The sequence below is a fragment of the Rhodococcus sp. WY5 genome (assembly GCF_018588185.1).
Classification (GTDB): Bacteria; Actinomycetota; Actinomycetes; order Mycobacteriales; family Mycobacteriaceae; genus Rhodococcus_F; species Rhodococcus_F qingshengii.
On record NZ_JAAMPR010000004.1, the window covers coordinates 128,121 to 140,448 of the forward strand.

Below are 12,328 nucleotides of genomic sequence, written 5' to 3' on the forward strand. Positions count from 1 at the left end.
TCCGCGGGCCATTCACTCCCCGGCGGGCTCGGGGTCCTGGGCAATCTTCTGACTGAATTCCGAGCCTCCGAGGACGTTGTTCGAGCCCGAGAGATTCGCGTGTTCCAGGTAGAAATTGTTGACCACACTTACGGCGCGCTCATTCGTGCTCGGATCCGCATCTGGTTCTCCGGCATCTGGAGCTTGCTTCTGCAGCTCGAGGGCGAGGTCGAGTGCAGTGTTCCGGATTGCGTCAAGAATTCCCTCGAACTGGCTCTGACCAGCGTGTAACTTGACTGCCAGAAGGCCCCAACCTGGCTCCATGATTGCGTTGACGGTCTTTTCTCGCACCATCATGTTGTAGGCGACAACCGCATCCTGATGCCACCGAAATGAAATGCCATCCGGCTTTGCTGCCCAGTTTTGAATCTGGGCAGCGCCTTGATCGAAAGTGAGCGTGAACAACGGACCGCCGCGGTTTTCCTTCGGAAAGGTGATCTCGGGAATTGCAACATTCTTGGCCTGATCTCCCCGGTTGGTTATGAAGTCGCCAAGGGCCATTGCTGGGAATGGGCCACGATAGGTCGGCAGATCATCCACCGGCTTGTATCCGTAAGTCTCCAAATTTGCCCACTTCTCGAGTTCAACCGCGCCAGTGAAGGAGCCGAGCACCTTCACCTTTCGTAGCAGCTCGGGCACAGGGGTAGCTCCTGAAGCTGCTGCGATCAGTTCTCGGAGAAATGTCATGGGGATATCACACCAGACCAGTCCCTGATCCCGCGTTTTGGTGGGGTGTCACCTGCGCGTCATAGCGGCAGGTGGAGTTCGCACATCCGCGTCGGGTGCATGTAGGGCGGGCGAACACCCGCCAACCCGAACCCCGAGGTGACCGGCGTATCTCGCGAGGCCACACATGCGGCCGGTGTCGTGCGTCCCAGCGTCCCGTCGGCGTGCTCGTGCGAAAACTCCCACGGATCCTCCCCTGTGCGGTTCTCGAACTCCCACCGCAGAACGCGACCCTCACCGTGTGCGCGCTTCTTCCCGATCACATCGAGACCGGACAATATCGCCGCGACAGCCGTCAGGTCACCCACACCGCGCCAAGTGACAGTTCGTGAATTGGTGATCATCAACGGCATGTACCTCGCCCGGTAGCGGCCCTGCCGATCCGAGATCACTGCCGGCACGCTCGCCGCGAGTTCCTCGAGCCCTCGGTGATCAGTTCTGCTCGCCCAGTGCCGCACCACCGGATCCCCCGCCGGGTCTTCGGGGAACGAACACGTCGCGCACCAATGCCAGTCCGCACCCGCCAGAGTGCAACGCGCAAGAGGCAATTCGAGATCCGGCGGGGTCTCCTCCGGCGAGAGCGCCGGCACGTATTCACCGCGGTCGAGGGCGCCCGCTTTGTGATCGGCCCACAGCTCCGCAGCGAGGATGCCGTCCAACGCGATCCCCCAGGGGCTCGCATGTGCCAACCCGGACGAGAGATGCGCCCTGACCAGGAAGGGAGCGAAGGCGGTTCCTGCGTTCATGTCAGCCACCCCAACGCCTCGATCACGTCTTCTCGTAGCGGTTCCAGTTCCGCTCGCCAGTCCGCCACCTGCGGTCCCGGGCCCGTCAACACGGTCAGCTCCGACTCGGCGCGAACTCGCCCGTGCCCGATCGCGCTACGCCCACCCAGGAAGCCGTCTCGCGAGAATCGTTCCCACACGTCACTGAAGAAGGCGATGTCGCGGTCGGTTGCCCGGTCCAGCCTCAGGAATGTTTCGAAATGTGTTCCTGCGGGCAATGTCTCGACCTCGAAGCGCATCAACATCGACGTCTGGTGCGCCGAAGTCCCCGAACCGGGCACGGTGTCGGCATCGAAGGGCGCAGGGAAGGACTTGGTGCCGGCGTCGTCGAAGCGGCTGTAACTTTCCAGGGACATGAGCTCGAATTGCGACATCAGCACTCCGGGGTAAGGCCTGCTCATGATCGATTCTGTTTCCTTCACTCGGGGAACGACTTTGCCGACTTTGAGACATCCGTCGATCGGCGGCGCACCACCTCCGTTTCCCCCGAACAAACTGATCGGCGGGACCAACTCGCGCAGCCGCTGACGCCGGCGGCCGGTCAGTGAGTCGCCGGCGACTTTGCTCAGGTTGCCGCCATTGCGCAGTGCGTGCGCCGCGGAGAGAGGTATCTGTCCTTCGTAACCGATCACATCGCGGAACAACTCCTCGGCGGTGCGTCGCAATGCTCCCCGCAGCGAGTTCCCCGACACGACCGGTACCAACACTTTCCTCCCGTCCGGCTGCAGGATCGGTTCACGGCGAAACAGTGTCGTCGTCGTTTCCGACTCCTCGCCTTTCTGCGAGATCGACGACAGGGCAGTCAGTTCGACATCCCATCTCACGGTCGAACGCATCAGCTGACCTTCCTCGCGGCGCGGGCAGCGGCAACTGATTCGGCCACGATGCGGGTGCGCAGGACATACGCCGTGGGACGCTCCCGCAACAGTGTCAGGACCGCCTCCGAGTCAGTCCGCAGAAGAGCGGCCAACTCCAGCCGTTCGTCGGTAGTTCGCGGCTCGGATTCGAGCGAGCGTGAGACCACTGACCACCAACGATCGAGGTCGGCTCCTCCGACATACGTCGCGACGCGGACTCGGTTCGGCAAATGCTGCGTCCAGTACGTCGCCCGGCGCCGGCCCACCCACGAATCCCAGTCCACGCCGTAGTGCAACAGCAACAGCAGCCGCTCGGCCACACTCTCCGCACCCTGCAGTTGTGGGAGGCCTGCGGGGGCGGCAGCGAGCCAGCGGTCTGTCGGCGTCGTCATGCGTGCGCCTTATTGCGAGGCGGTTTGGTGGCCAACAGCGCCAACGCCCACCATCGGTCGACGTGGCGGTACGGGGACAGGTGATCCCAGTCCTCGAAGATCGCCGGCCACCGACGCGCCGGCACTGTGCGAAGCACTGCATACGGGGCTGCACTCTCGCCGAGCATGCGTTCGCCGAAGCCATGAGAGCGCAGCCGGCGCATCGCGGCAGCTGCTGCGACATCGCGATCCGACCACGGCAAGCAGGTGTCTTCGACGGCAACGGCACCCCACCGGGCGTGCGCCAGGATGTGTTTGCGGGCCGGGCGACGCAACGGCACCACCAGCGCGATCTCCGACGTCAACGGCGCCGACAAGGTCCGGGCGAGGCGCGACTGCGTCAGTTCGGTCATCGCCGGCGCGTTGGTGATCAGATGCATTCGGGTTCGCAGCTCCGGCGTCTGATACGCCCACCGGCACGGTGCGCAGAGCCCCTTCTCGGTCGGAGCCTTCCACGAGTCGAATGCGGTGAAGGTTCGCGAGATCGCCGAATGCGCGGGCTCGATCGGTGTGTCGGCCTTCGCGCAGCGCGCACACCGCCCCAGCTGCACAGAACCCTTCTCAGATGAACGATTCGTCGATGCACTCGTCGATGCGAACGCCGCCTCTACGACCTCTACGCACGAGGTCACCTCCTGTAGTTTTTCTTTCATCACGCTCCTCCTCCTGTGCAGGTGCCCCGAATTGGATCGGCTTCGAGGCCTTACATACACAGGAAGATCCGCCCCAAGGGTCGCGTGTGACAACTACGCCAGAAATACCCATCGAGCACCCAGGAAGCGGCAGAGATATGAGTGGCACCCCTCGCGCGGACGGCCTCGATCTGACCACACTGCGCGCACTTCGTCGCCCACGTCCCAACCTGGCCGCGATCAAAGAGCGCATCGAGGAACACCTCGACAACCACGACGGATATCTCGCCTTCTCCGGCGGCAAAGATTCACTCGTCGCCCTGCACCTGACCACAGCGGTCGAGCCGAACATCCCTGTCGTCTTCTTCGATTCAGGGCTCGAATACCCACAGACCTACGAGTACATCGCCGACCTCGCCGACGCATGGAACCTCAATCTCGAAGTACACCGAGCCGACCCGCCCCTTCTGACCGTCCTCGCGGACTCCGGCGAATGGGATCACCACCTGCCCACGCGGGCGACAACGCGAGCGCTCCGCGACATTCTCATCGGAGCACCCTCACGCGCGGCACATCAGACTCACGGACCCGGAGAGATCTGGGGTGTACGTGCCGACGAATCAGCGAAGGGAACCGGACGCTGGTCGATGTACTACAACGCTCTCAGCAGCCGAGTCACCGAAGATTGCGTCGACTGCTGCACCACAGCAGCGCAGCAGCGCCAAACACATGGCGGTGCCCTCGACCGAGCCGACGGCACACACGTTTTCGGGCCGGTCTGGAACTGGAGCAGCGAAGACATCTGGACGCACATCGCCGCGCACGACCTTCCCGTCAATCCCGTCTACGACAAGCTCCGCCGTCTCGGCACGCCCGAGCAGCATCTACGGGTCTCACACATCCTCGACGGAGCGTTCCTCGAACGCGGCCGCATCACCAGACTCAGACGCGGATGGCCTGCACTCTTCGAAGAACTCGCCCGAGTCCTCCCCCGCATCCGCGAATTCGTCTGACCTCGAACCGCATACGCTCGAAGACCGGCATGCCTTCAACATTATTGGGCTGTGCTCAAACAGTTTTCACCTGTCGAGACGGAAGCTCCACGGTTCCCTCAGCGATTTCGTTGAAATGGACCTCGACACCGGAGGCCGCCAGCGTCGCATAAACCAATGCTTGCGCCGCAAAAACACTCGCGCGATCCACGTCATCGTCGACCTCATTCGCGTGAACCGATTGTTCGACATAGTGCAAAGCACTGATAGCCCAGGTCGTCGGATCCTTAACTGTAGCCATGCGATTGAGCTCCTAAAAATTGGTGGGTTCGTCTTGCCCGCTCAACCTTTCACACATGTGCAGCCGTCCGCGACCCCAGTTTGCAACTAGGCGTTGCCCTCTCACTACGGCGACAAAAACACAGCAGGTCGCCACCTCGACCAATCTCGTGGGGAATCTTCCCTCACAAGATCAGGACCGCCGATGGTGCTGCGGTCTAGGTCGGTGTGGCGACCTGTTGCTCGTCGCACATTCGAGATTAGCCGAGGGCTACGACACATCGATCAGAAAGGGGGCGCCGGCAGACTGTTTCCTTCGCTCTTGCGGCGCAGCGACGAGTCCCGATGTAGACGGACCGGGGTGCACGTGGTCTGCGTTTTAGGCCGAGCTGTCGTGCGCGGAATTCTGTTCGGACGACTGGGGTGCATTCGCGGCGACCGTGTTTTCTGCCGGCGCCGACGAGGATCGCTTACTCGACGCTGCGGCCTTCTTCTTTTTCGGTGCGCTGTATCCCATAGCGGCGAGTTCCTTGACAGTCCACCCGCCCGCGATCGCACGTTCATGGGCGACGCGGATCGTGTCCTCCGCCTCAACCCGTGCCGCTTCGATGGCAGCAAGCTCAGCTTCCGCCTCGCCTATCGCACCGACGAGAGCGACCCTCGTTGCAATCGCCTCCTGCGCCAACGATTCTGCGGCCTTACGTGCTGTCTCCAGCACCTTCTTGTGGCTTGACGGCGTCGTCGCGGTCATGGCAGTGGTATCTCCTTCACTCGAGGTTGTGCTCGCATCCATCTCAGCGGTGCTCTGTTGAGGTTCTCCGCTGTCGCTACGCAAATCGTAATGGCCTGCGGCTGTGCTGTCGGGTGCGCCGTCCGCCACTGTCATCCCCTCCCACTGTGAGTGAGCGCAGACGCCGCTGCAGGCCCCCACTGAATCAATAGGCGTCGTCAGCGCCGCCGGGATCAGGGCGGCGGCCCCGACACCACTCAGCGTCGAAACACTGCGACCTGGCCGCTCGGCCCCGCAGTTACTCACAGTGGAAAATAGGTCCGCCATCAGAGGAACCTGGCCGGGATCATGTCCGAACGGACTGCGCTGATCTGCACCAATTGACCGGTCTGAGGTGCCTCGATCATCTTGCCCTCGCCGAGATAGATCGCGACATGATTGGCGCCGTCAGCCTGCCAATTCCCGAACAGCAGATCACCCGGCTGTGCCTGGCTCATCGGAATCTGGTGTCCGGCGCGGAACTGCTCCTGCGACGTCCGAGGCAGCACCTTGGTTCCGCCGCTTCCGATGAAGTACGCGAAGCGGCTCAGTCCGGAGCAGTCGTAACCGGCGATCGGGCCGCCCGTTCCATCACCCATCGACGGACCGGTCAACAAACCGCCGCCCCACTGGTAGGGAAGTCCGAGTTCCCGCATCGCAGCTTCGATGACAGCGCGAGCGAACTCAACATTGCGAGGAAGGTTGGGATCGAACTTCAGATCCGGCACCGCCGACGGTGCGAACAGGCCTGTGAGCGAGGGTATCCCGGCAGCGTTAGATGGTTGTGCGCTGAACACGGAGGGCAGAAGCGCAGGCCCTCCGGCAGGTGTCGTGTCATTCGCCGATGCGTCTTCGACAGCGGATCCGTTCGGCGCCGAGCCGGCCGGCGGAACCGAGTCCGGTCCGGGAGCAGGAAGGGTGACGTCGGGGATCAGAGCCTGTGCCTGCGGCGGGAGGATCTCTTGTATCTGCGCCGCAGCGTCTTTCAGTTCCGGGGGTAGCGCACTTTCCACCTCGGACTGCCACGCAGGAGGAATCTGCTCCTGCAGCTGCGTCAGGGCGGTTGTTGCCTGGTCCAGGTACGGCTGCGGATCTGGAATGAACTGGGATGCAGCCGGTGCCTGTTCCTCGACTACCGAGGTGATGGTGTCGGTGATGACTGGCTCTACGCCAGCTCCCTGCGCTGCCGATGCGCCGGCTACTGCGACGCCGACGATGAGTGATGCGATGTCCATGATGTCTTCCTTTGCCGGATGTTGGTGCGGCCGAGGGGAACAACTGTCTCGATGACCGCGGGGACTTTCAGTGCGATCCGGACAGTAGAGACGGACCTGGACAGCTCAGGTGCCTGCAAGCAATCGACGCACAAAAGACCAGGTCAACGTCCCTCCTTGGCGAGCGCTCCGACGGCTCTTTTTCTTTCACCCGAGTAACTCGTACCCGAGCCTGAGGTCCTCATCGGAGACAACGATGAGGTCATCGTCGTGTGTGCGCACCAGCCATTGCCCACACGAAAGCGGTATCCAGCGCCCCTCGGAATAGACGGCAGCGAAGGCACCGACGTCGACGAATCGCGCGTAAGTGAGAGAGCCGAGTTGCTCCCACACATCAGGGTCATCGGCGAGAGACACCAAACGGTATGCACCAATCGCCTTGTCGGGAGTCGAGAGATCCTTCCACGCGAATTCCGTGAGTTCGTCGAGCGTGGTGTTACCGGGAATCGCATGAATCGAGTGAGACACAGGAGCCTTCACCCCATCAACGGCACCTAGTGGCCGAATTTCAGTGATGCTCATGGAGTCCCTCCCTCGGATTCTCGAGGCCACGTCTGCGCCCTCACTGCAGCGCAATTCGAGCAGTAGTTCTCGTCGACGGAATGTGTCCACCCTGGCTCGATCGCGGATCTCACGACACTGCACGATGACAAGTAGTTCGCCGGAACTTCTCGAGTAGTTCCACACGCATCACAGTTCACGGTGATCGACATCGTCAATTGTCAACTCCCGGATTCACCAGAACTCCGCCAGTTGCCCCTACTGTCATGGTCTCTGGCTCCGGAGCAATGATGGTGACAGGAACTGCGCCACGGATCCGCTCCTCAAATCTCAGGCAGAGCCGCGCGTACACCACCAACCCTGTTTCCGAGTTCGTCATAGTGCCACTGATCCACCGTTCGTCGATCCCGTGGGACTGTAAGAACAACGGTGTAACTCTGAAAGGAGATACGCCACTATGACTGACGTGATTGAACGTGAGACAGAGACGAACTCGGCTCAGCCGGGTATCAGCGATGCGCGGCTCAAAGAGCTGGTCGAGCAGGCGCGAGCCGAAGGGCTGCAGTTGACCGGAGATGGTGGATTGCTGTCGAAGCTGACCAAGCTAGTCGTGGAGTCCGCGCTCGAAGGCGAGATGGACGACCACCTCGGATACGGCAAGAGCGACCCGGCAGGGAGGGGCAGCGGCAACTCCCGCAACGGCAGACGAGCCAAGAACGTGTTGACCGAGGCCGGCCCGGTCGAACTCGAGGTGCCCCGTGACCGGGATTCCTCCTTCGAGCCGAAGATCGTGGCCAAGCGGCAGCGTCGGCTCTCAGGCGTGGAGGACATGGTGATCTCATTGTCGGCCAAGGGTTTGACGACCGGTGAGATCGCTGCACACCTGGCCGAGGTGTACGGAGCTGATGTGTCCAAGCAGACGATCTCGACGATCACCGAGCGGGTGATGGAAGGCATGGCCGAGTGGCAGAACCGGCCGTTGGATCCTGTGTACCCGGTGCTGTTCATCGACTGCATCCACGTCAAGATCCGCGAGGGCAACGTCGCTAACCGGCCGATCTACGTCGCGATGGGGGTGACTGTCGACGGCACCCGCGACATCCTCGGATTGTGGGTCGGTGAGCACGGCGACGGGGAAGGGGCGAAGTACTGGCTTCGGGTGTTGTCCGAGCTGAAAAACCGTGGTGTGCAGGATGTTCTGATCGTCGTGTGCGATGGTCTCAAGCATCTACCCGACTCGATCGAGCAAGTGTGGCCACAGACCATCGTGCAGACTTGTGTGGTCCATCTTCTCCGTAACACCTACGCCTATGCCTCCCGCAAGGACTGGTCCGAGATCGCCAAGGACCTCAAACCCGTCTACACGGCTCCGTCGGAGCAGGCCGCGCTCGACCGATTCGCAGAGTTCAGTGACAAATGGGAGAAACGCTATCCCGCGATCATCAGGCTCTGGACTAACGCCTGGGCTGAGTTCGTGCCGTTCCTACAATTCGACAACGCCATCCGGCAGGTCATTTACACGACCAACGCCATCGAGAGTGTCAACGCTCGAATCCGCAGGGCTGTCAAGGCCCGTGGACACTTTCCGACCGAGGCCGCGGCCTTGAAATGCGTGTATCTGGCCATCATGAGCCTCGATCCCAAAGGCACCGCCCGCAGGCGCTGGTCCAACCGATGGAAGGCAGCACTGAATGCCTTCGAGATAACGTTCGACGGACGGCTGTCTGCCGGACGAAAGTAGTTAGAAACCAATCAATTACACCGTTTTCTGGACAGACCCGGCCAAGCTGTCAACGGCATCTGAATTTTGGTTCTGGCCCAGTTTCCGTGATTGATTTTGAAAGCATCAGTCGCTGAGGAGTATTCGTTTGCGGAGCAAGTCGAATCCAGCACGTCCGTACATCTGACGTTTGGGCATCTTGATCCGATTGACATGCCCTTCGACAGCGCCCGAACTGTACGGCAGAGTCAGTCCATTAAGAACCGCAGCGTGGTCGGTTTCGAGCCCTCGAACGAAGCGACGCAAGTGTGGCAGGTCATCTGCCGAGACCGCTGACATCCACGAGTTCAATTGTTTCCCAAGGCGTTCGGTGAGCATCTCCGCGAACGATGTGACATGCCCTGCAGTGGCCTTGAGATGTCGACAGCTGGCGAGGACCTGTTTGAGTCCGATCTGCTCGTCGGCAGTGAGTTTATCTTCGATGACGCAACATCCACGAGGTGATTCGCCGAACCTTCGGAATTTGTCTCCTGGCCGGCGCGGCGCCGAGGATGCGCAGAGGTCTCAAGTAGTCGTGGACCGTTCTGTAGCTGCCTCGATATCCACGCGTGCGAAGTTCTTCGTAGAGCGCAGCCGTGGAGGTGGGGTGTACCAATAATCTTGGACAGTGACTCTCGTTTTGAGAGAGGATCTGTTTGTGTCCGAGACTCGCCGCCAGTTCAGTCCGCAGTTCAAGGCTGAAGCTGTGCAGATGGTTGTCAGTCTGGATCGTTCGACCGCTGATGTGGCTCGTGATCTGGGGATAAACGCCGGAACGCTGGCGAACTGGGTCAATACCTGGCGTAAGAAGAATCCCGACCCGGCGACCGCAACCGAACCCGTGGAGGCTGCCCACGTGGCAGAGATGCAAGCCGAGATCCGCCGGCTGCGGATGGAGAACGAGTTCCTGAAAAAAGCCGCGGCCTTCTTCGCGAGGACTCAACCGTAGCCGAGCGCTGCGCGTTGATCGAAGTGGAGAAGGCCACCTATGCAATCGGCTGGATGTGCATGTTGATGGGCGTGCCACGCTCGACGTTCTATGCCTGGCGCAGCCGGGTCGAAACACCGGCGACGGCGCGTCGTCGGGACCTCGCCGACCACGTCAGGCGTGCATTCATTCACTCCCGCAAGACATATGGGTGCCGGCGAATCACCGCCGCGCTCAACCGCGACGATGTCGAGGTCAGCGTCGGTACCGTCGCGGACATCATGCGTGAGCTCGGCCTGCGTGCGGTTCAGCCCCGTGCTTACAAACGCACCACCGTCGCCGGTGACGGGCCTGTGGTCAGTCCGGACCTGATCGAGCGGGACTTCACCGCGCCCGAACCCGGACAGCGCTTCGTCGGCGACATCACCTACCTGCGCACGGGGCAGGGTTGGTTGTATCTGGCGACCGTGATCGATCTGGCTACCCGGATGGTGGTCGGGTGGCAGACTGCCGACCATATGCGCACCAGTCTGGTCGTCGACGCCCTGACGATGGCGATGCGTGGCGGCTACGTCTCACCGGACGCAGTATTCCATTCCGATCGCGGAAGTCAATATACCTCAACAGGATTCGCCGAGTTCGCGAGGAAGAACGCGATCAGAACCAGTGTCGGTCGCACCGGTGTGTGCTGGGACAACGCCGCCGCGGAATCCTGGTTCGCGACTTTGAAGAACGAAATGTACTACCAGCAATCGTTCCAGACCCGGAGCCGGGCACGGTGCGCCGTCGCCGAATACATCGAGGTCTTCTACAACCGGCAACGACTTCATTCAACCCTCGGCTATCGACCACCGATCGAAGCATTCAACGAATACCGACAGGCAGCAGCAGCTGCATAACCGACGAGGACCTGTCCAAGATCCTTGACACACCTCACCCTCTGGGAAACACACGCCTCAGTAGACCCACGCGTCGGACGGAAATGCCCGCAACACCTTCGACAAGCTGCACGCCAGCTCCACCCACGTTACGCATCGACGAATTCAGGAGCGCCCGCCGCCGACTAGCCACCCAACGCAAGCGCAAGTGATATGCCTAGCTGCATGGAAGACGCATACTTCGATGACGCGATCCGGGCGGAACTGGCCCAACGCCTGGTAAGCGGAAGAACCTCATCGCCCGTTCGCGCTGCCTGGTGGGAGCTCTCGGCCCGGTTGTTGAGATACTTCGAGCGCCGATGTTCGACCGATGGCATCAACTCTCGATGCGCCACAACGTAACTGGCGAGCTTGTCGGTCACCAGCACCCTCGGCACCCGGGCCTGCTTGCGCATCAGCTTGCCGAAGAAACGTTTCGCAGCCTCAGCGTTGCGTCGAGACTGGACCAGAACATCGAGGACATTGCCGTCCCGATCGACCGCCATAGGTAGCGCCGGATGCCGCCGATCTTGACGAACACCTCGTCCAGAAACCATGTGTCGCCGGGTTCGGGGAGCACGTCGGCGCAGGACACGTGCATATTCGGGTCCGAACTTCGCGCACCACGTGCGGATCGTCTCGTGCGAGACAACGATGCCGCGGGCGAGCATCAACTCCTCGACGTCGCGCAAGCTCGACGTGAACCTGCAGTAAAACCACACGCAGTGCGCGATGATCTCCGGCGGGATAGCAGTGCCGTTTATACGGCGACCGCGTCGAATCCACCCGCGTTTCGTCTCCACGACTCATCCGACAATCATCCCTGACTGACGGCCCAGTTAAGTTGACGAGGCTCACCTGGTGATGTTCGAGAAGCTAGGGCTTTCCCTGATTACCATCCTGCTTACGACGCCGCAGACAATATGCGCACCAGTAGTGACCGTTTCGCAAAACTATTTCGGAGCAATATTTTACTTGAGGAATACACGAAAACCGAGGCACGAAAATCCAAAACAAGCACCGGCCGAGGCTATTTCGGGTTCAGAATCGTTCGGCTGTCTCCTCTGAATTCAACGACGACGTTGTTGCTGCATGAGACTGCCACGTCGTAGATTCCGTTGCGTCCGAATCGCGCGCGCTCGACCGCTTGGGCAACCAAAACGTCGCCAGCCTTCGTCGGGCGCAGATAGCGAATGTCGCATCGCGCTGCAACAGCCGCATCGTCGCGGCTGTTGCAGGCCATCGCAAATGTGGTATCAGCGAGGATGAAGACATACCCGCCATGGGTGATGCCGTGACCGTTCACCATGTCCTCGGTGACGGCCATCGACATCGTTGCAGAACCGTCCGACAGCTCGACCAACTCGATTCCAAGTTTCCTTGATGCGGCGTCAGACTCGAACATGTCGAGCGCAATCTGGTTCTGTCCCATGGCCCTA

At 61.2% G+C, this 12,328-nt stretch carries 15 protein-coding genes; 3 read left to right on the top strand and 12 right to left on the bottom strand.

Features of this window, described 5'->3' with window-relative positions:
* Window positions 1-12: 12 nt before the first annotated feature.
* From G4D79_RS32380 to G4D79_RS32400, 5 genes are read right to left on the bottom strand one after another with little or no spacing between them, the layout of a single operon-like run.
* A complete protein-coding gene (locus tag G4D79_RS32380; RefSeq protein ID WP_284731227.1) occupies window positions 13-726 on the bottom strand; it encodes a hypothetical protein in 714 nt (237 codons plus the stop codon).
* A gap of 59 nt (window positions 727-785) precedes the next feature.
* Window positions 786-1,511 carry a hypothetical protein gene (locus G4D79_RS32385; protein ID WP_214514842.1) on the bottom strand — a complete coding sequence of 242 codons (726 nt, stop codon included), beginning with the start codon at window positions 1,509-1,511 and terminating at the stop codon, window positions 786-788.
* Window positions 1,508-2,386 carry an RAMP superfamily CRISPR-associated protein gene (locus tag G4D79_RS32390; protein WP_214514843.1) on the bottom strand — a complete coding sequence of 293 codons (879 nt, stop codon included), beginning with the start codon at window positions 2,384-2,386 and terminating at the stop codon, window positions 1,508-1,510. The genes G4D79_RS32385 and G4D79_RS32390 overlap by 4 nt, the downstream gene beginning before the upstream one ends.
* Window positions 2,386-2,799: a hypothetical protein gene (locus tag G4D79_RS32395; protein ID WP_214514844.1), complete on the bottom strand. Its 414-nt coding sequence runs from the start codon at window positions 2,797-2,799 to the stop codon at window positions 2,386-2,388. Before G4D79_RS32395 ends, G4D79_RS32390 begins: the two co-directional genes overlap by 1 nt.
* Window positions 2,796-3,491 carry a hypothetical protein gene (locus G4D79_RS32400; RefSeq protein WP_250888125.1) on the bottom strand — a complete coding sequence of 232 codons (696 nt, stop codon included), beginning with the start codon at window positions 3,489-3,491 and terminating at the stop codon, window positions 2,796-2,798. The genes G4D79_RS32395 and G4D79_RS32400 overlap by 4 nt, the downstream gene beginning before the upstream one ends.
* A gap of 137 nt (window positions 3,492-3,628) precedes the next feature.
* Here G4D79_RS32400 and G4D79_RS32405 point away from each other — a divergent pair, with 137 nt between their 5' ends.
* Window positions 3,629-4,483, top strand: a complete 855-nt coding sequence (locus G4D79_RS32405; RefSeq protein WP_214514846.1) for a phosphoadenosine phosphosulfate reductase family protein — start codon at window positions 3,629-3,631, stop codon at window positions 4,481-4,483.
* Window positions 4,484-4,538: 55 nt separating this feature from the next.
* Here G4D79_RS32405 and G4D79_RS32410 read toward each other — a convergent pair whose 3' ends face one another.
* The 4 genes from G4D79_RS32410 to G4D79_RS32425 all read right to left on the bottom strand — a co-directional run bounded on the left by G4D79_RS32410 (window position 4,539) and on the right by G4D79_RS32425 (window position 7,306).
* Window positions 4,539-4,763, bottom strand: coding sequence for a hypothetical protein (locus G4D79_RS32410; RefSeq protein ID WP_214514847.1), 225 nt, complete (start codon window positions 4,761-4,763; stop codon window positions 4,539-4,541).
* 357 nt (window positions 4,764-5,120) lie between these two features.
* The gene (locus tag G4D79_RS32415; protein ID WP_250888126.1) at window positions 5,121-5,798 is read right to left on the bottom strand and encodes a hypothetical protein; all 678 of its coding nucleotides are present in this window, start codon (window positions 5,796-5,798) and stop codon (window positions 5,121-5,123) included.
* Window positions 5,798-6,745, bottom strand: a complete 948-nt coding sequence (locus G4D79_RS32420) for a C40 family peptidase (protein WP_214514848.1) — start codon at window positions 6,743-6,745, stop codon at window positions 5,798-5,800. Before G4D79_RS32420 ends, G4D79_RS32415 begins: the two co-directional genes overlap by 1 nt.
* A gap of 186 nt (window positions 6,746-6,931) precedes the next feature.
* Entirely contained in the window at window positions 6,932-7,306 is a 375-nt protein-coding gene (locus G4D79_RS32425) for a hypothetical protein (RefSeq protein WP_064445104.1), read from the bottom strand.
* A gap of 436 nt (window positions 7,307-7,742) precedes the next feature.
* Here G4D79_RS32425 and G4D79_RS32430 point away from each other — a divergent pair, with 436 nt between their 5' ends.
* Complete coding sequence (locus tag G4D79_RS32430) at window positions 7,743-9,026, top strand: IS256 family transposase (protein WP_075832375.1); 1,284 nt, start codon at window positions 7,743-7,745, stop codon at window positions 9,024-9,026.
* A 105-nt stretch (window positions 9,027-9,131) separates the two neighbouring features.
* Here the strand turns inward: G4D79_RS32430 and G4D79_RS32435 are convergent, their stop codons facing one another.
* Window positions 9,132-9,488 (bottom strand): transposase, encoded by a 357-nt coding sequence (locus G4D79_RS32435; protein WP_308252629.1) that lies wholly within the window; start codon window positions 9,486-9,488, stop codon window positions 9,132-9,134.
* 214 nt (window positions 9,489-9,702) lie between these two features.
* Here G4D79_RS32435 and G4D79_RS32440 point away from each other — a divergent pair.
* A protein-coding gene (locus G4D79_RS32440; protein ID WP_214514849.1) for an IS3 family transposase occupies window positions 9,703-10,871 on the top strand; the annotation gives its coding sequence in 2 pieces (ribosomal slippage) (window positions 9,703-9,961 and window positions 9,961-10,871; 1,170 coding nt in all).
* A gap of 164 nt (window positions 10,872-11,035) precedes the next feature.
* On the opposite strand, the gene G4D79_RS32445 is transcribed toward G4D79_RS32440, so the two are convergent.
* Both G4D79_RS32445 and paaI read right to left on the bottom strand, forming a co-directional pair.
* Complete coding sequence (locus G4D79_RS32445) at window positions 11,036-11,692, bottom strand: IS6 family transposase (protein WP_308252626.1); 657 nt, start codon at window positions 11,690-11,692, stop codon at window positions 11,036-11,038.
* A gap of 227 nt (window positions 11,693-11,919) precedes the next feature.
* Window positions 11,920-12,321 carry a hydroxyphenylacetyl-CoA thioesterase PaaI gene (gene paaI / locus G4D79_RS32450; RefSeq protein WP_214514850.1) on the bottom strand — a complete coding sequence of 134 codons (402 nt, stop codon included), beginning with the start codon at window positions 12,319-12,321 and terminating at the stop codon, window positions 11,920-11,922.
* Window positions 12,322-12,328: the final 7 nt, after the last annotated feature.